Here is a 16,887-nt window from a genome sequence, read left to right as displayed (position 1 = left end):
TTCTTCGCGAGCAAGCTCGCTCCTACAGTGACCTGCGTAGTCCTTAACCTCTTCGGTCCAGCAGGTTAACCACCAACCGATCAATCCACCCCCACACCCGTTGCTTCACCCGTCGCCACAATGGCCGCGACCGCCACGCCTCCAGGCTCACCGCCTGGCTCTGGGCAAAATCCCTCTCGAAACTCCCCGCTACCGCCAACGTCAGTTCCGGGTCCAGCGCCTCAAGATTCGCCTCCAGGTTGAAGCGCAGATTCCAGTGGTCGAAGTTGCACGAGCCGATACTCACCCAATCGTCCACCAACACCATTTTCAGGTGCAGGAAGCACGGCTGGTATTCAAAGATCTGCACCCCGGACTTGAGCAGACGCGGGTAGTAACGGTGCCCGGCATACCGCACTGACGGGTGATCGGTACGCGGCCCGGTCAACAGCAAGCGCACATCTACTCCGCGCCCCGCCGCCCGGCGCAAGGCTCGCCGTACGCCCCAGGTCGGCAGGAAATACGGGGTGGCCAGCCAGATACGCCGGTGGCCGCTGTTCAGCGCGCGGATCAGTGACTGCAGAATATCCCGATGCTGACGAGCGTCGGCATAGGCCACACGCCCCAGCCCCGGCCCTGTCGCCGGCACCTTGGGCAAGCGTGGCAGGCCAAAATGCGTGGCCGGTTTCCAGGCTCTACGATCGTCGTTGGCCAGCCATTGGCGATCAAACAATGCCTGCCAATCCAGCACCAACGGGCCGCGGACTTGCACCATCACTTCGTGCCAGTCGGCGGCGTCTTCCCCGGGCGTCCAGAATTCATCCGTCACACCCGTGCCGCCGACCACAGCGAAGGTCTGGTCGATCAGCAACAGCTTGCGGTGGTCCCGGTAGAGGTTGCGCATCCAGCGGCGCCAGCTCAGGCGGTTGTAGAAACGCAGGTCCACTCCGGCGTCGATCAACCGTCGACGCAGGCCCAGGGTAAACGCCAGGCTGCCATAGTCATCGAACAGGCAACGCACCCGCACGCCACGCTCGGCCGCCCCGACCAAGGCCTGAACCATCGCCTCGGCACACGCGCCCGCCTCCACCAGATACAGCTCCAGCGCGACTTGCTGCTCGGCCTGGGCGATAGCTTCCAACATGCGCGGAAAGAAACTCGGACCGTCGATCATCAACTCGAAACGGTTGGCGCTACGCCACGGGAACACTGCGCCGCTCATGTCAGCGCGCCGTGAAAATCAGTACCGCACCCACCGGTACCGACAGGCTGATCTGCGACAGCCCGGCGGCCTTGCGCAACGCGGCCACACCCGGCAGCAAATCGAAATCCTCGGCGTGCACCACCAACGGTTCCAGGGTGACCACTTGAAAGCGCCGGTCATCCAGACGGGTCGCCAGCAACTCGGCGCTGTAGGTCTGGGTCTTGCCGTGCAGCGTCACCGACAGCGGCAGGCGCAGCTCGTATTGCGCACCGGGGGCCAGGTCGTTGATCGGTTGCAGGTTGATCTGCGCGCTGATCACCGCGTCCGGGAAGGTCTTGATCTCGAACAGCTCATTGCGCATGCGCTCGTCGCGCAGCGGAATACCGCTGTTGATCGACTCCAGCTCGACTTCCAACTGCGCCGCGCCTTTGCTGTCGACCTTGCCGTGCAGCACCAGGAAGCGCTGCACTTCGGCGATGTCGGTGTTTTTGGTGGTGACGAACGACAGGCGCGAGGACTCGTTGTCCAGGTACCAGTCGGCGTGGGCAGGCACGGCGGCAGCGGCCAGCAACAGGAAGGCCAGGGGTTTGAGCAGGGACATAAAGACTCTTGGGGCAAAAAACCTGGGCGAACAGTAACAAAGACCTCCTGTAGGAGCGAGCTTGCTCGCGAAGGTTGCCAACGATGACGCGGGCATTCTGAATGAACGCGGTGCCTGTGAGTTCTTCGCGAGCAAGCTCGCTCCTACAGGGGAACGGTGGTCAGGCCAACGCCTGCTGCACATCGCGAATGGTCGATTCCAGGCTGGCCAGGTGCAGGCTCAGCACTCGTTCCACCGGTGCCTGATCCATCGGCCAATGCAGCGCCATGCTGCCTACCAACCGCCCGTTGGCCCGCACTGGCAAAGCCACTGCGCGAATCAGGAACGGCAGGCGCACCGGGTATTCCCAGTAGCCTTCGGTGCGCTGCCCGAAACCCTGGTGCTGGGATTGTTCACACGCCCGGTATTGATCGTCCTCCGCCACTCGCTCACGGCCGGCCAGGCGCTGTACTTCATCCGCCGACAATTGCGACAGGCACGCCTTGCCCATGGCCGAGTGAAACAGGCTGGCGTGTTGGCCGACGATCTGGCAGTTGTTCGGGTAGAGCTTGCGCAACACCGTGGGAATCGCGCTTTCCATCACTTCCAGGCGTTCGCCGTCGAAGCTCGACAAGTCCACCACTAGGCCGGTGCGCTCGCTGAGGTCCAGCAGCCACGGCGCAGCGCTTTCCACCAACTGGCGCTTGAAACGTTGCTGGGTATCACCGAACAGGCGCCGGGCCCGCAGGCGGTAACGGCGGTCGCTGAGGCCACGGTAGATCCAGCCCTGTTCCTGCAAGGTCAGCAGCATCCGCGAGACGGTGGCCTTGGGCAGGTGAGTCAGGTAGTGCAACTCTTCCAGCCCCAGCGCCTGATGCTCGCTGAGCAATTCAATGATCGCCAGTGCGCGCCCCACTGAGCGTACGGTTCCCGTCTCGGCGTCGCTGCCCATGTGTCGATCTCCTTGATGCCGATGGATGATCTGATTTCACAGCAAGATACAGGCCTGTCGCGACTCAGCCGGTCGGCGAGAGGCAAGCGGGCGGCCGCCGCTGCACCCAGCGAGTCAGCTGTTCGTGCGCGTACGCCAGTTGCAACACCGCCCTGTCCGCCTGGGCCGGGCCGATGATTTGCAGGCCCATGGGCAAGCCCTGGGGGTTGAAACCCACCGGCACGCTCATGCTCGGCAGACCGGCCAGCGTGGGGCCGATCACCACTTCCATCCAGCGGTGGTAGGTGTCCATCTCACGCCCTGCGACGAGGCGCGGCCAAGGTTGTTGTGCATCGAAAGGGAACACTTGGGCGGTGGGCAGCAACAGGAAATCGTAACGTTCGAACAGCTTGCCGAGGGCGCGGTACCAGTCGCTGCGACTGACCGACGCCTGGTAGACGTCCGCCGCACTCAACTGCAAACCACCCTGCACTTCCCATTGGGCTTCGGGCTTGAGCAACGCGCGTTTTTGCGGGTCGGCGTAGGCCGCGCCGAGGGAGCCCTGGATCAGCCAATGGCGGTGCACCAGCCAGGTCTGCCACAGGCGCTCCAGGGAGAAATCCGGTTGGCAGTTCTCGACTTCGCACCCCAGCGCAGCGAAGTCCTTGAGGGCCGATTCGCACAGGCTCATCACGCCGTCTTCCATCGGCAGATAACCGTTGTAATCCCCCAGCCAGCCGAGGCGCACGCCCTTGAAGTCGCGCTGCAACGGCTCACCCAACACCGCCGGATCCGCCTTGAGCGACATCGGCACCCGAGGGTCGTACCCCGCCTGCACACTCAGCAACTGCGCCACATCCGCCACGCTGCGACCCATTGGGCCTTCCGTGGCCAGTTGCTGGACGAACAGCTCCGGCGCCGGCCCGTGAGGCACCCGGCCCTGGGACGGGCGCAGGCCAAATACGTTATTGAACGCCGCCGGGTTTCGCAGCGAACCCATCATGTCGCTGCCATCGGCCACCGGCAGCATGCGCAACGCCAGCGCCACTGCCGCGCCGCCGCTGCTGCCACCGGCCACGAGGCGCGGGTCATAGGCATTGCCGGTGGTGCCGAACACGCTGTTGTAGGTCTGCGAGCCCAGGCCGAATTCCGGTACGTTGGTCTTGCCGATGATAACCGCGCCACTGGCCCGAACCCGCGCCACGCTGATCGCATCTTCTTGAGGAATATGCTCGGCGAACAGCGGCGAACCCAGGGTGGTGCGCAGGCCCTGTGTCGCCGCCAGGTCCTTTATCGCCTGGGGCATGCCGTGCATCCAGCCACGGGATTGGCCTTGATCCAACTCGCGATCACGCTGCGCCGCTTCGGCCAGCACGTCCTCATGGGAGCGCAGCGAGACCAGCGCATTCATCGTCGGGTTGAAGCGTTCAACCTGGGCCAGATACGCCTGCATCACCTCATGGCAAGACACCTGCCGCGCGTGGATCGCCCGTGACAGTTCGATGGCATCCAGTTCAACAATACTCAAGGTTTCACCTCGCTGGAAAACGGCGCCGGTCGTTTCGCCCGTGGCGCCTCATGCATGCAGTAAGTGCCCAGCAGCGTCAGGACGCAAGCGAACAGCACATAAAATGCCGGGGCTACCGGCGTGCCCAACACCTTGCTCAGCCAGGTGACGATCAGCGGCGCAAAGCCCCCGAACACCATCACCGCCACGTTGTAGGCCACCGACACGCCAGTGGAACGTACCTCGATGGGAAACTGCTCGGCCAGGGCCGTCGGCGCCGGGCCGAAAAAGCCGCCGATGGCGGTGCACAGCATCACCTGCATCACCAGCAAACGCTCGATGGACGGCGCCGTGGCGACCCACACATACAGCGGGTACACCATCACGAAAAACGCCAGGGTGAACGCCATCAATACCGGGCGCCGACCCAGCCGATCCGACAACAGGCCGGACAGCGGAATCACCACGGTCATCAGCGCCACCGCGAACATCTGCACCATCAACACCTGGTCCAGCGGCAGGCCGAGGTTCTTGTGGGCGAAGGTCGGCATATTCACCAGCACCACGTAGAACGACACCGTTGCCCCACACGCCAGGCCCATCGATACCAGGATGCTGCGGCGGTGATCGCGGATAACGTCCATCAAGCTCGGTGCCGCACCCTTGGCCTGTTTGCGCGCCTCGATAAATTCCTCGGGATCTTCCATGTGCCGGCGCATCCACAAACCCACCGGACCGATCAGCAAGCCAAAGATGAACGGCAGGCGCCAGCCCCAGACCTCGAGGGTATGCGGCTCGAAAAAGTGCGTCACCAACGCCACCATCGCCGCGCCGCCGAACACCGCCAGGCACTGCCCCACCAACTGCCACGAACCGTACAACCCCTTGCGATGGGCCGGCGCGCTTTCCACCAGGAACGCCGTGGCACTGGCGTATTCGCCGCCGGTGGCAAAGCCCTGGAGCATGCGCGCGACCACGATCAGCATCGGCGCGCCCATGCCGATGGCGGCGTAGCTGGGGGCGAAAGCGATCAGCGCGATGGAAATGGTCATCAACCGGATGATCAGTTGCATCGCAGCCTTGCGGCCTTTGCGGTCCGAATACATGCCCAGCAAAATTCCACCCACCGGGCGCATGAAGAAGCCGACGCCAAACGTGGCCAAGGCCATCAGCAGCGAGGCGTATTCATCCTCCGACGGGAAAAACTGCCGGGCGATGATGCTGGCGAGAAAGCCGTAGACGATGAAGTCATACCATTCGAGCGCATTGCCGATCACCGCCGCGACCACCTGGCGGGTGCGGGATACGCCCTGTTTTGCAGTCTGCATGAGGAACACTCCATTCAACCTGTTGGGAAAGGGTTCAGCGGCAGAAAAAGAGAGGTCGTCAGGCGGGCTTGAGCCAGCTCTCGGCCAGCGCGCCCCAATAGGCGGCGCCGGTCAACAGGATGTCGTCGTTGAAGTCATAGGCGGGGTTGTGAACCATCGGCCGCGAGACGCCGTTGCCGATAAACAGGTAGCTGCCGGGGCAGCGTTGCAGCATCCAGGCGAAGTCTTCGCTGCCCATCAGCTTGTTGGTGTTGCCATCGACAGCATCTTCGCCGAGCAAGGCGACACCGACCTGGCGAGCGAATTCGGTTTCTTCGGGATGGTTGACCAGCACCGGATAGGCCGGCCGATGTTCGATCTGCGCGGTGCAGCCGAAACTCGCGGCCTGGGTCAGGATGATCGCCTTGACCCGCTCCAGCATCAGTTCGCGCACGCTCGCATCCAGGGCACGCAGGCTCAGGCGCAACAGTGCTTGTTGGGGAATCACGTTGGCCGCCTGGCCCGCTTGCAGCGCACCGACAGTCACCACGGCGGCTTCCTGGGCATTGATATTGCGCGCAACCACGGTCTGCAACGCCATGACCATACTGGCGGCGGCCACCAGCGGGTCCACCGTCAGGTGCGGCATGGAGCCATGGCCGCCGACACCTTCGAGGGTCACGGTAAGCAGGTCCTGGGAGGCCATCATCGGCCCGACCCGCAGGCCCAGATGGTCGGCGGGCAAGCCCGGCATGTTGTGCATGCCGAACAGTGCATCGCAGGGAAAGCGCTCCAGCAAGCCGTCGGCGAGCATGGCCTCGGCGCCGCCCTGGCCTTCTTCGGCGGGCTGGAAAATCAAGTTCAGGGTGCCGTCGAACTGCCGGGTCGCGGCCAGGTAACGGGCGGCGCCCAGCAGCATGGTGGTGTGGCCGTCATGGCCGCAGGCGTGCATGCAGCCGGCGTGTTGGCTGCTGTAGGTGGCACCGGTGTTTTCGATAATCGGCAAAGCATCCATGTCGGCGCGAATCCCCAGCTTGCGCGCGCTGCTGCCATTGCGCAGCACGCCGACCACGCCGGTCTGGCCGATGCCGGTGTGGACTTCATAGCCCCAGCTTCTGAGAGATTGCGCCACGAGGGCGGAAGTGCGGTTTTCTTCAAAGCCCAGTTCGGGGTGGGCGTGAATGTCCTGACGCACGGCATGCAGGTCGCTGGCGACATCGCTCAGCCAATCCAGGATGTGCTGGTGTGGGCTCATGGTGATTCTCCTCGCAGGCGGGTGTTCCCGTTCTTTTTCGTTGCACACCGCCAGATAACCGCGATGTGCGCAGGAGGACAATCAAAGGTGGTTCCACCCTGTGGAACCTCAGCACGGAGCATTAGACCTGCAGCCGGTGAGCCCCTTGTGGCGAGGGGGCTTGCCCCCCGTTGGGCTGCGAAGCAGCCCCCATCAAAGCGACTCACTTTTTCAGGTAAGACGCGGCGACAGGTTTTTGGGCCGCTGCGCAACCCCACGGGGGACAAGCCCCCTTGCCACAGAAAGCGCGACAGCCTGTAAATCCGCGTATCAGGGTGTGAGTCGGCACCCCTCGCGTTGGCCCAGCCATTGGGCACTGTGGGTGCGGCCCAGGCCGCTGGCGGTCACCCGGTGTTTTTCCGGGTTGTCGGTGAAGGCGCTGGTGGGCACGTATTGCTTCACATAACCCGCGCAATAATCAGCGGGATTGCCTTCCACGTACCGGCAGGAGCAGTACTCCTTGGCGGTGTAGGCGGCAATGATGTCAGGGAAGGCTTGCAGGTTGACCCGCTCGTGCCAGACCCAGCCGAGCAACACGAGTACCAGCAGGATCAACAGGCTGGTAAAGGGACGACGGCGGATCATGGTTGCACCGCCGCGAGGACGCGTTTGAGGAGTTCATTGTGGCGATAACTACCGTCTCGGTCGTCGCCGTAGCGCACGATCACCAGGTGTTCATCGGGCATCACGTAGAGCGCCTGGCCCCAATGGCCGAGGGCGGCGAAGGTGTCGGCGGGCGCGTCTGGCCAGGGTTTGGCGGCGCCTTGCACTTCGCGGTTGAGCCACCATTGGCCGCCGGGGACGGCTTCGTCCTGGCCGGGCTTGTAGCGGTCGAAGGGTTGGCGGTTGAACGTGACCCACTCTTTGGGCAGCAGTTGGCGATCGCCCCAGCGGCCATCACGCTGCATCAGAAGGCCTACGCGCGCCAGGTCGCGGGCGGTGAGGTAGGCGTATGAGGACGCGACGAAGGTTTCGTCGGCGTCGCTTTCCCAGGTGGCGTTGCGAATACCCAGTGGCTGGAACAGGGCGGTCCATGGGTAGTCGACGTAGGCCTTGTGGCCGAGCATGCCTTTGAGGGTGGCGGACAAAATATTGCTATCGCCGCTGGAATAGCGGAAGGCCTGGCCGGGGGGGCTGAAGGTGGCGGTGTCGGCGGTGAATTCGGCCATGTCGTGGCGGCCGCGAGTATAGAGCATTGCGACCACCGAGGATTTCAGTGGAGCGAATTCGTAGTCTTCCTGCCAGTCGAGGCCTGAGGCCCAGTGCAGGAGATCGGCCATGGTCACGCTGGGGTGTTGTTTCATGGGTGGGTAAAAGCGTGCGGCGGGGTCGGAGAGTTTGAAGCGGTTTTCGCCGAATGCCACGCCGAGTACGGTGGCCATCAGGCTTTTGCTGATGGACCAGGTGAGGTGCGGGGTATTGGCGGTGGTGGGGGCGGCGTAGCGTTCGTAGATGATTTGGCCGTCGCGGATGACCAGCAGGGCATCGGTGCGGATGCCTTTGCGGGTGGTGTCGTCGCGGGGTGGGAACGCGTAGTCATCCAGGGCCTGCGTGGCCGGGCCGGTTAGTTGCTGGCCTTGGGACCAGTCTTTGGACGGCCAGGTTTCGGCGTGGGCCGTCAGGGTGAACAGCAGCGCGGCGTAGAGCAGGCCTTTGAACATGGACTTTGAGACTCAGGGCATTCAAGCCCGCGAGGCTAGCCCAGGGGGATGACGGTTTTGTTACGGGCCCTGGGGTGAGTACATATCCGTTATTGGGGTGATGGCTGATATGGGTTCCGCTCTTACAGCGGCTCACTTTTGAACAGCGCAAAAGTAAGCAAAACGCTCTTGCCCCACCACTCGGCACCTCGCCTAGGCTCGGTGTGCCCTCAGCTCCGGCAGCACGAAGCGGGCCGCCGCGACGGGGCGTCCCTGCCCCGTCGCGGCTAAACCGGCGTCCTGCCGGTTTACCCGCTCCGTACTGCCTACGTTCGGCCAGCGTGGTTTAACGGGGCGCCTAAGATCAAGATCAAAAGCAGATCAACAGCACAGCGGCCTACAGGCCGGCTTGAGTGTGGTGAAGCAACAGCAACAGCCAAATCAAAAGCTAAAGCGGGCACGGTCCAAATGTGGGAGCGGGCTTGCTCGCGAAGGTCGTTAACGATGACGCTGGCATCCTGATTCAACACGGCGCCCTCAGGTTTTTCGCGAGCAAGCTCGCTCCTACAGAAAAGCAGCTTTGTTTTTGCTTTTACCACTCAAGCCGGCCTGTAGGCCGCTGTGCTCTTGCTTTTGATCTGCTTGTGATCTTGATCTGCGGGCCCCGTCAACCACGATGGCCGCAAGTAGGCACGGTGGAGCGGGTAAATCGGCAGGGAAGCCGATTTAGCCGCGCCGGGCCATGGATGGCCCGTCGCGGCGGCCCGCGGAATCGGGCCGGAGTGCGGGCATGCCGAGCCCAGGCGAGGCACCGAGTGGTGGGGCAAAGACCTTTTGGTTACTTTTGGCTGGGCCGGCATTCCGGGCGTTTGCCAAAAGTGACCCGCTGTAAGAGCGGAACCATAGGTGGCCGTTACCGCAGCAACGGATATGTACACAAAAATCCCAAACCAGCCAGACGCCTGTCATCTAAGCGTCACCGTAACTTCATGGAGATGACACCGGCCCTACATAGCCTGACATGGCACAAACAAGTCGACCGGCCGCAACCCTGGCCGGCACTCGGAGACTCGCCATGACTCAGATCGCCCGCATCAGCGACACCGGCAATGAACGCCGCCTGCAAGCCGAACGCCTGATCGGCGCTCAGGCTTTGCAGGAAGCCCAGGCCCTGCGCTTCAACGTGTTCAGCGGCGAATTCAACGCCAAGCTGAAAGGCGCTGAACTGGGCCTGGACATGGATGACTATGATGTTCACTGCAGCCACATCGGCGTGCGGGATTTGAACAGCGGTCGACTCGTCGCCACCACCCGTTTGCTGGACCACCAAGCCGCCAGCACCCTGGGCCGCTTCTACAGTGAAGAAGAATTCAGCCTCCACGGCCTGCTGCACCTCAAGGGCCCGATCCTGGAAATCGGTCGCACCTGCGTCGACCCCGCCTACCGCAACGGCGGCACCATCGCCGTGTTGTGGGGCGAGTTGGCCGAAGTCCTCAACCAGGGCGGCTACAGCTACCTGATGGGCTGCGCGAGCATCCCGATGCACGACGGCGGCATCCAGGCCCACGCGATCATGCAGCGCCTGCGCGAACGCTACCTGTGCAACGAACACCTGCGGGCCGAGCCGAAAAAACCGCTGCCAGCGCTGGACCTGCCGTCCAACGTCATCGCTGAAATGCCGCCCCTGCTCAAGGCCTACATGCGCCTGGGCGCGAAGATTTGCGGCGAACCGTGCTGGGACGAAGACTTCCAGGTGGCCGACGTCTTCATCCTGCTCAAGCGCGACGAGTTGTGCCCGCGTTATGCCCGCCACTTCAAGGCAGCCATGTGATGAGCCGCCTTCGGGTGTACGGGCGAATTGCCCGCGTGCTGGTGGTGGTGGCCCTGGGTTTGACCATGGCCAGTGTGTTTGGCGTATTTGAGCGTTTGGGCGTGGCCAACTCGATGGTGCGCCGGCAGCGCTGGTCGCGGTTTTTCATGGCGCGGTTGACCAACGCCCTGCCCTTTCGCGTAACCGTTCACGGTGAGTTGCCGCAACAGTCGATGCTGTGGGTCAGCAACCATGTGTCGTGGACCGACATTCCGCTGCTGGGGATGGTGGCGCCGATGTCGTTCCTGTCCAAGGCTGAGGTGCGCACCTGGCCGGTGGCGGGCTGGTTGGCAGCCAAGGCCGGCAGCCTGTTTATCCGCCGCGGTTCGGGTGACAGTCAGTTGATCCGCAAACAGATGACGCGTCACCTGGAACAAAAACACCCGCTGTTGATGTTCCCGGAAGGCACCACCACCGACGGCCGCACCCTGCGTACGTTCCATGGGCGGTTATTGGCCAGTGCAATTGATGCCGACGTGTCGCTGCAACCGGTGGCGATTCGTTACCTGCGCGACGGCAAAATCGACCCGCTGGCACCGTTCATTGGCGACGATGATTTGCTCTCGCACCTGATGCGCTTGTTTGGCAATGACCAGGGCGATGTGGAAATTCATCTGCTCAAGCCGATTGCCTGCGCCGGGCAGGAACGTGCGGCGCTGGCGTTCCAGGCGCAGCAAGCGGTGCAGAAGGCGTTGTTTGGTGAAGTGGTGCAGCCGGCAGAACCGCGCCGAGCCGGAACCCTGGCCGCCGCCTGAATGCATACCCTGTAGGAGCGAGCTTGCTCGCGAAAAGCTAATAGGCGACACGGGCGACCGGGAGCACTGCGTTATCGTTAACGATCTTCGCGAGCAAGCTCGCTCCTACAGAATGTCTGCAAGATCGGATAAAACATCCGGAAGTCCTCACTCAACGGCTCATACAGCGCTCGCAACTCCTGCATGGCATGGCCCAGTTCTTCGGGCCGTGTCAGGCGCCGCCCGATTCCCCGCAGTACCTGTTCCATCACCGCAAATTCCCGATAAGAACCCAGCCAGTCATCCGCCGCCATGTACGGCGCAATCTGCGCCAGCCGCCCCGGCAGCGCCGGCTCTTCGGCGAGCACTCGGTATACCCGGGAAGTAAAACGCTCGAGTGGCTGATCGGCGTACAACGCCCAATCCCGCGCCAGGCAGTGGTCGAAAAACACATCGAGGACGATCCCGGCGTAGCGGCGTCGGGTCAGTGTGAAGCGCGACAGCGCCTCCCCTATCAGTGGATGGCTGTCGGTGTAGCGATCGATTGAGCGGTGCAACTGAATCGCCGACTCGATTTGCGGGCTGAACTGCCCTTGCAGGCGACCTTTAACAAAGTCGCCATACAGGCTGCCGAGCAATTGAGCAGGAAGTTGGCCGCCAAGGTGCAGATGTGCGAGATAATTCATGGCGCGCAGTTTAGCACTGCCGTCAACGTATCGTTATAACCCGATATACCGATTTAATCTGGCTTAAGACCAAAATCATATTGGTATATCGGGATATAACGATTTAAAGTTCGCCTCATCGCGATATAACGTTTTACAAACTTGAGCATCACTGCCATGTCCATCGACCTCGACGAAATAATAAAAGCCCTGGCGCACCCAGTACGGCGAGACATCCTCAACTGGCTGAAAGACCCGAAAGTGCAATTCCCCGAGCAGTTGCACAACCACGAATACGGCATTTGCGCCGGACAGATCGACCAACGCTGCGGACTGTCCCAGTCCACCGTTTCGGCGCACCTGGCGAACCTGCAACGGGCGGGGCTGATCAGCAGCCAGAAGGCCGGCCAATGGCACTTTTTCAAACGCAATGAGGACGTGATCCAAGCCTTCCTCAAAGCGCTCACCGAAGAACTCAGCGCACCGCTGTAACAAGGACTCACCCATGCCTCTCTCGCTACTCATCCTGGCCTTAAGCGCCTTCGCCATCGGTACCACCGAGTTCGTCATCATGGGCCTGTTGCCCGATGTGGCGGCCGACCTCGGTGTATCGATTCCCGGCGCCGGCTGGCTGGTGACCGGTTACGCCCTGGGCGTGGCCATCGGTGCGCCGTTCATGGCACTGGCCACCGCCAAGCTGCCGCGCAAGGCCGCCCTGGTAGCGTTGATGGGCATCTTCATCGTCGGCAACCTGCTCTGCGCCCTGGCCAGCGACTACAACGTGCTGATGTTTGCCCGTGTGGTCACCGCGCTGTGCCACGGTGCCTTCTTTGGTATCGGTTCGGTGGTCGCCGCCAACCTGGTGCCGGCCAACAAGCGTGCTTCGGCCGTGGCACTGATGTTCACCGGCTTGACCCTGGCCAACGTGCTCGGCGTGCCGCTGGGTACCGCGCTGGGTCAGGAAGCCGGCTGGCGCTCGACCTTCTGGGCCGTGACAGTCATAGGTGTGATTGCGTTGATCGGCCTGATCCGCTTCCTGCCGGCCAAGCGTGACGAGGAAAAACTCGACATGCGCGCCGAACTGAGAGCGCTCAAAGGTGCCGGGATCTGGCTGTCGCTGAGCATGACCGCGCTATTCGCCGCCTCGATGTTCACCCTCTTTACCTACGTCGCGCCGCTGCTGGGGGATGTCACTGGCGTCTCGCCCAAAGGCGTGACCTGGACCCTGCTGCTGATCGGCCTGGGCCTGACCGTCGGCAACATCATCGGCGGCAAGCTGGCAGACAAGCGCCTGGCCGCCACCTTGATCGGTGTATTCATCAGCATGGCGGTGGTGTCCACGGTACTGACCTGGACCAGCGTCGCAGTAATCCCGACTGAAATCACCCTGTTCCTCTGGGCCACCGCCTCGTTTGCCGCCGTACCGGCGCTGCAAATCAACGTGGTGACCTTCGGTAAAGCGGCACCGAACCTGGTCTCCACCTTGAACATCGGCGCCTTCAACATCGGCAACGCCCTCGGCGCCTGGGTGGGCGGCAGCGTGATTGCCCACGGTTTCGGCCTGACCAGCGTGCCCCTGGCTGCTGCGGCACTGGCGGTGCTCGCGCTGCTGGTGACCCTGATTACTTTCCGTCAGAGCGGCGATGCCGACCTGGCCCCCGCGACTAACTGATCAACTAAAGAGAAGGGTGTTATCCCATGACGACTATTTTCGATCCGATCAAACTGGGCGACCTGGAACTGTCGAACCGCATCATCATGGCGCCGCTGACCCGCTGCCGTGCCGACGCCGGTCGCGTACCCAATGCGCTGATGGCTGAATACTACGTACAACGCGCTTCCGCCGGCCTGATCCTCAGCGAAGCGACTTCCGTCACGCCAATGGGCGTGGGTTACCCGGACACCCCGGGCATCTGGTCCAACGACCAGGTGCGCGGCTGGGCCAATGTAACCAAGGCCGTACACGGCGCGGGCGGCAAGATCTTCCTGCAACTGTGGCACGTAGGCCGGATCTCCCACGAGTCGTACCTGGACGGCGAAGCACCGGTCGCCCCAAGCGCCATCCCGGCCAAGGGCCACGTCAGCCTGGTGCGTCCACTGGCCGACTACCCTACTCCGCGCGCCCTGGAAATCGCTGAAATCGCCGACATCGTCGACGCTTACCGCGTAGGCGCCGAGAACGCCAAGGCCGCCGGCTTTGACGGCGTGGAAGTCCACGGTGCGAACGGCTACCTGCTTGACCAGTTCCTGCAAAGCAGCACCAACCAGCGCACCGACAACTACGGTGGCTCCCTGGAAAACCGTGCACGCTTGCTGCTCGAAGTCACTGACGCAGTGATTGAAGTCTGGGGCGCCGGTCGTGTCGGTGTGCACCTCGCACCACGCGCCGACGCACACGACATGGGCGACGCCAACCTGTCGGAAACCTTCACCTACGTCGCCAAAGAGCTGGGCAAGCGCGGCATCGCGTTCATCTGCTCCCGTGAAAAGGAAGCCGGCGACAGCCTGGGCCCACAACTGAAAGCAGCTTTCGGCGGCCCGTACATCGCCAACGAACGCTTCACCAAGGACAGCGCCAACGCCTGGCTGGCCTCCGGCAAAGCTGACGCCGTAGCGTTTGGCGTGCCGTTCATCGCCAACCCGGACCTGCCCGCTCGCCTGAAGGCCGATGCGCCGCTGAACGAAGCACACCCAGAGACGTTCTACGCCAAAGGCCCGGTCGGCTACATCGACTATCCGACCCTGGCCCTCTGATCTGCTGAAACGAAAAAGCCCCGGCTTGCGAGAGCCGGGGCTTTTTTATGGGGTGCGGGAAACATTCCCCTGTAGGAGCGAGCTTGCTCGCGAAAAACGCCCAGGTGACGCGTTAATCCAGAATGCCTGCGTTATCGTTGACGATCTTCGCGAGCAAGCTCGTTCCTACAGAGGGCGCGGGAAACATTCCTTCACAGCCTTGCAACAATATTGCTACAAAATACTTAGCAAACTACCTATCAACCGCCCGCCAGCCCGTATATAAAGTCACCCCACAAAATCAGGGAACAGTCTGGTTGATCTCCCTTGGTCTTTATTGTTGACACAACTGGTCGCAATTACGCATTTTGTCTTAATTGCGCAGGCCAGGGCTCAAGCGCAGCATGTCCAACGCGATATCGACCCATCGCTCTGCATCCTGGGCCAACTGAAAGCTGTCGGGCACCAGCAGCCATTGACCGAGTATTCCGTCGATATAGGCGTGCATGCACACCGCTGCACGTACGGTGTCGAGATTCTCCGGAAGCTGCCCGCGATGGACCGCATTACGCAGGGTCAGCCCGATGCGAAGGTTGCATTCAAGGCTGGCGGTCTGGCGCTGACGGCGCAGATCACACATTTCATCGGTGAATTCGCACTTATGAAACAAAATCTCATTGATGCGCCGGGTCTTCGGGTCCAGGGCCACTTGATGGAACAGATGAATCAGCAGCTTGCGCATGCAACCCAGCGGATCGACCTCGTCCTCGCTCTCACTGGCCCTGGCCAATTCATCCAGCGGCTCGTGCAGCGTGTCGAGCATCGCCTGCACCAGGTCGGCCTTGTTGCTGAAATGCCAATAGATGGCACCACGCGTCACGCCTGCCAGCGCGGCAATATCCGCCAGCGTGGTACGCGCAACCCCGCGCTCGTAAAAGGCCTGCTCGGCCGCTTCAAGAATCTGGCTGCGCGTTTCCTGAGCTTCCTCTTTGGTACGACGAACCATGGCAGTAAAACCTCAATCAGGAGACTTGGGGTGATCGGTAACGCAGCCGTAACCGCCGCTAACGACCATCTGAATAATTGTGGGACGACGCCTTCATGGGCGCCGAACGTACTAGAATCGAGGCTTTGGGCAGTGCTTTGTCAACATTCCGCGAAGCCTGTCAAGAGTTTACAAACAACCATGAACGTAAGTATATTGCGTAGCAAGCTACTTATCCACTCAGTGCCTGTTTTTTACCCTTCCACACTTCTTGTGCGCACTCTGCGCGCCTGACCCGAGGATCTTCATGCAACTTAAGCCAGCTGTTACCGCCCTGGTTACTGCCGTCGCCCTGGCATCGCTGCTCAGCGGATGTAAAAAGGAAGAAGCGGCTCCGCCCGCTCAAACCCCTCAGGTCGGCGTGGTCACTATTCAACCTCAAGCCTTTACCCTGACATCCGAGCTGCCAGGCCGCACCACGGCCTACCGCATTGCCGAGGTTCGCCCTCAGGTCAACGGCATCATTCTCAAGCGTCTGTTCAAGGAAGGGGGCGACGTCAAGGAAGGCCAGCAGCTCTATCAGATCGATCCGTCGGTGTACGACGCATCCCTGAAAAGCGCCCAGGCCAACCTGGCCCAGACCAAGTCGATCGCCGATCGCTACAAGCAATTGGTCGATGAGCAAGCGGTCAGCCGTCAGGAATACGACACCGCGGTGTCCAACCGCATGACCTCTGAAGCCAATGTGCAAACGGCCCAGATCAACGTGCGCTACACCAAGGTCTTCGCCCCGATCTCCGGGCGTATCGGCCGCTCCTCGGTCACCGAAGGCGCGCTGGTCAGCAATGGCCAGACCGACGCGATGGCGGTGATCCAGCAACTGGACCCGATCTACGTCGACGTCACGCAGTCCTCCGCCGAGATGCTGAAGCTGCGTCGTGACCTGGAAAGCGGCCAGCTGGAAAAAGCCGGCGATAACGCTGCCAAGGTCAAGCTGACCCTGGAAGACGGCAGCGACTACAAGCTGGACGGCAAGCTGGAGTTCTCCGAAGTAACGGTCGACCAGACCACCGGTTCCGTGACCCTGCGTGCCGTATTCCCGAACCCGGATCACACCCTGCTGCCAGGCATGTTCGTACACGCCCAGCTGCAAGCTGGCGTGAACAGCAAGGCCATCCTGGCTCCGCAACAAGGCGTCACTCGTGACCTCAAGGGTGTACCGACGGCGCTGATCGTGAACAAGGACAACAAGGTCGAGCAACGTGTCCTGGTGGCCAACCGTACTTCCGGCGCCTATTGGCTGGTGGAAAAAGGCCTGGACGCTGGTGACCGCGTGATCACCGAAGGCCTGCAATTCATCAAGCCGGGCATCGAAGTCAAGGTCAAGGACGCTGACAACGCTAAACCCGCCGGCACTGCTGCAGCGCCTGCTGCCGATGCTGGTAAAGGGGAGTAATC

Annotated in this window: 16 protein-coding genes; 6 read left to right on the top strand and 10 right to left on the bottom strand. The window is 62.1% G+C overall.

The window, feature by feature from the left end:
* Positions 1-43: 43 nt before the first annotated feature.
* The 8 genes from ACA046_RS06915 to ACA046_RS06880 all read right to left on the bottom strand — a co-directional run bounded on the left by ACA046_RS06915 (position 44) and on the right by ACA046_RS06880 (position 8,463).
* On the bottom strand, positions 44-1,201 hold the full coding sequence (locus tag ACA046_RS06915) for a phospholipase D-like domain-containing protein (RefSeq protein ID WP_459026619.1): 1,158 nt from the start codon (positions 1,199-1,201) through the stop codon (positions 44-46).
* A 1-nt stretch (position 1,202) separates the two neighbouring features.
* Positions 1,203-1,784, bottom strand: coding sequence for a YceI family protein (locus ACA046_RS06910; RefSeq protein WP_459026617.1), 582 nt, complete (start codon positions 1,782-1,784; stop codon positions 1,203-1,205).
* A 160-nt stretch (positions 1,785-1,944) separates the two neighbouring features.
* Positions 1,945-2,715 (bottom strand): helix-turn-helix domain-containing protein, encoded by a 771-nt coding sequence (locus tag ACA046_RS06905; protein ID WP_497676161.1) that lies wholly within the window; start codon positions 2,713-2,715, stop codon positions 1,945-1,947.
* 64 nt (positions 2,716-2,779) lie between these two features.
* The gene (locus ACA046_RS06900) at positions 2,780-4,222 is read right to left on the bottom strand and encodes an amidase (protein WP_497676160.1); all 1,443 of its coding nucleotides are present in this window, start codon (positions 4,220-4,222) and stop codon (positions 2,780-2,782) included.
* Positions 4,219-5,529 (bottom strand): citrate-proton symporter, encoded by a 1,311-nt coding sequence (locus ACA046_RS06895; protein ID WP_497676159.1) that lies wholly within the window; start codon positions 5,527-5,529, stop codon positions 4,219-4,221. The genes ACA046_RS06900 and ACA046_RS06895 overlap by 4 nt, the downstream gene beginning before the upstream one ends.
* Positions 5,530-5,587: 58 nt before the next feature.
* Positions 5,588-6,763, bottom strand: coding sequence for a M20 aminoacylase family protein (locus ACA046_RS06890; RefSeq protein ID WP_497676158.1), 1,176 nt, complete (start codon positions 6,761-6,763; stop codon positions 5,588-5,590).
* Between the two features lie 309 nt (positions 6,764-7,072).
* Positions 7,073-7,387, bottom strand: coding sequence for an amidase (locus ACA046_RS06885; RefSeq protein WP_459026609.1), 315 nt, complete (start codon positions 7,385-7,387; stop codon positions 7,073-7,075).
* Positions 7,384-8,463, bottom strand: coding sequence for a serine hydrolase domain-containing protein (locus tag ACA046_RS06880; protein ID WP_497676157.1), 1,080 nt, complete (start codon positions 8,461-8,463; stop codon positions 7,384-7,386). The genes ACA046_RS06885 and ACA046_RS06880 overlap by 4 nt, the downstream gene beginning before the upstream one ends.
* A gap of 1,054 nt (positions 8,464-9,517) precedes the next feature.
* Here ACA046_RS06880 and olsB point away from each other — a divergent pair.
* Both olsB and ACA046_RS06870 read left to right on the top strand, forming a co-directional pair.
* A complete protein-coding gene (gene olsB / locus ACA046_RS06875; RefSeq protein ID WP_010176659.1) occupies positions 9,518-10,273 on the top strand; it encodes an L-ornithine N(alpha)-acyltransferase in 756 nt (251 codons plus the stop codon).
* Positions 10,273-11,067, top strand: a complete 795-nt coding sequence (locus ACA046_RS06870) for a lysophospholipid acyltransferase family protein (RefSeq protein ID WP_076015998.1) — start codon at positions 10,273-10,275, stop codon at positions 11,065-11,067. Before olsB ends, ACA046_RS06870 begins: the two co-directional genes overlap by 1 nt.
* 77 nt (positions 11,068-11,144) lie before the next feature.
* Here the strand turns inward: ACA046_RS06870 and ACA046_RS06865 are convergent, their stop codons facing one another.
* Positions 11,145-11,732, bottom strand: a complete 588-nt coding sequence (locus ACA046_RS06865) for an acyl carrier protein phosphodiesterase (RefSeq protein WP_076015999.1) — start codon at positions 11,730-11,732, stop codon at positions 11,145-11,147.
* 156 nt (positions 11,733-11,888) lie between these two features.
* Between ACA046_RS06865 and ACA046_RS06860 the strand changes: the two genes are divergently transcribed.
* From ACA046_RS06860 to ACA046_RS06850, 3 genes are read left to right on the top strand one after another with little or no spacing between them, the layout of a single operon-like run.
* Positions 11,889-12,203, top strand: a complete 315-nt coding sequence (locus ACA046_RS06860; protein ID WP_003219793.1) for an ArsR/SmtB family transcription factor — start codon at positions 11,889-11,891, stop codon at positions 12,201-12,203.
* A 13-nt stretch (positions 12,204-12,216) separates the two neighbouring features.
* Complete coding sequence (locus tag ACA046_RS06855) at positions 12,217-13,383, top strand: MFS transporter (protein ID WP_076016000.1); 1,167 nt, start codon at positions 12,217-12,219, stop codon at positions 13,381-13,383.
* Between the two features lie 26 nt (positions 13,384-13,409).
* On the top strand, positions 13,410-14,465 hold the full coding sequence (locus ACA046_RS06850; protein ID WP_076016001.1) for an alkene reductase: 1,056 nt from the start codon (positions 13,410-13,412) through the stop codon (positions 14,463-14,465).
* Between the two features lie 352 nt (positions 14,466-14,817).
* Here the strand turns inward: ACA046_RS06850 and ACA046_RS06845 are convergent, their stop codons facing one another.
* Positions 14,818-15,450 carry a TetR family transcriptional regulator gene (locus ACA046_RS06845; RefSeq protein WP_003219798.1) on the bottom strand — a complete coding sequence of 211 codons (633 nt, stop codon included), beginning with the start codon at positions 15,448-15,450 and terminating at the stop codon, positions 14,818-14,820.
* Positions 15,451-15,736: 286 nt separating this feature from the next.
* On the opposite strand from ACA046_RS06845, the gene ACA046_RS06840 reads away from it, so the two are divergent.
* A complete protein-coding gene (locus ACA046_RS06840; protein WP_497676156.1) occupies positions 15,737-16,885 on the top strand; it encodes an efflux RND transporter periplasmic adaptor subunit in 1,149 nt (382 codons plus the stop codon).
* Positions 16,886-16,887 lie beyond the last annotated feature (2 nt).

It is taken from the genome of Pseudomonas sp. LBUM1641, from assembly GCF_059716235.1.
This window is presented reverse-complemented; position numbering and strand designations above follow the sequence as displayed.

What these genes read in the sequence shown, in the direction of transcription:
- ACA046_RS06915 (WP_459026619.1), bottom strand. Translation starts at nt 1,201, where the DNA reads ATGAGCGGCGCAGTGTTCCCGTGGCGTAGCGCCAACCGTTTCGAGTTG.
- ACA046_RS06910 (WP_459026617.1), bottom strand. Translation starts at nt 1,784, where the DNA reads ATGTCCCTGCTCAAACCCCTGGCCTTCCTGTTGCTGGCCGCTGCCGCC.
- ACA046_RS06905 (WP_497676161.1), bottom strand. Translation starts at nt 2,715, where the DNA reads ATGGGCAGCGACGCCGAGACGGGAACCGTACGCTCAGTGGGGCGCGCA.
- ACA046_RS06895 (WP_497676159.1), bottom strand. Translation starts at nt 5,529, where the DNA reads ATGCAGACTGCAAAACAGGGCGTATCCCGCACCCGCCAGGTGGTCGCG.
- ACA046_RS06890 (WP_497676158.1), bottom strand. Translation starts at nt 6,763, where the DNA reads ATGAGCCCACACCAGCACATCCTGGATTGGCTGAGCGATGTCGCCAGC.
- ACA046_RS06885 (WP_459026609.1), bottom strand. Translation starts at nt 7,387, where the DNA reads ATGATCCGCCGTCGTCCCTTTACCAGCCTGTTGATCCTGCTGGTACTC.
- ACA046_RS06880 (WP_497676157.1), bottom strand. Translation starts at nt 8,463, where the DNA reads ATGTTCAAAGGCCTGCTCTACGCCGCGCTGCTGTTCACCCTGACGGCC.
- olsB (WP_010176659.1), top strand. Translation starts at nt 9,518, where the DNA reads ATGACTCAGATCGCCCGCATCAGCGACACCGGCAATGAACGCCGCCTG.
- ACA046_RS06870 (WP_076015998.1), top strand. Translation starts at nt 10,273, where the DNA reads ATGAGCCGCCTTCGGGTGTACGGGCGAATTGCCCGCGTGCTGGTGGTG.
- ACA046_RS06865 (WP_076015999.1), bottom strand. Translation starts at nt 11,732, where the DNA reads ATGAATTATCTCGCACATCTGCACCTTGGCGGCCAACTTCCTGCTCAA.
- ACA046_RS06860 (WP_003219793.1), top strand. Translation starts at nt 11,889, where the DNA reads ATGTCCATCGACCTCGACGAAATAATAAAAGCCCTGGCGCACCCAGTA.
- ACA046_RS06855 (WP_076016000.1), top strand. Translation starts at nt 12,217, where the DNA reads ATGCCTCTCTCGCTACTCATCCTGGCCTTAAGCGCCTTCGCCATCGGT.
- ACA046_RS06850 (WP_076016001.1), top strand. Translation starts at nt 13,410, where the DNA reads ATGACGACTATTTTCGATCCGATCAAACTGGGCGACCTGGAACTGTCG.
- ACA046_RS06845 (WP_003219798.1), bottom strand. Translation starts at nt 15,450, where the DNA reads ATGGTTCGTCGTACCAAAGAGGAAGCTCAGGAAACGCGCAGCCAGATT.
- ACA046_RS06840 (WP_497676156.1), top strand. Translation starts at nt 15,737, where the DNA reads ATGCAACTTAAGCCAGCTGTTACCGCCCTGGTTACTGCCGTCGCCCTG.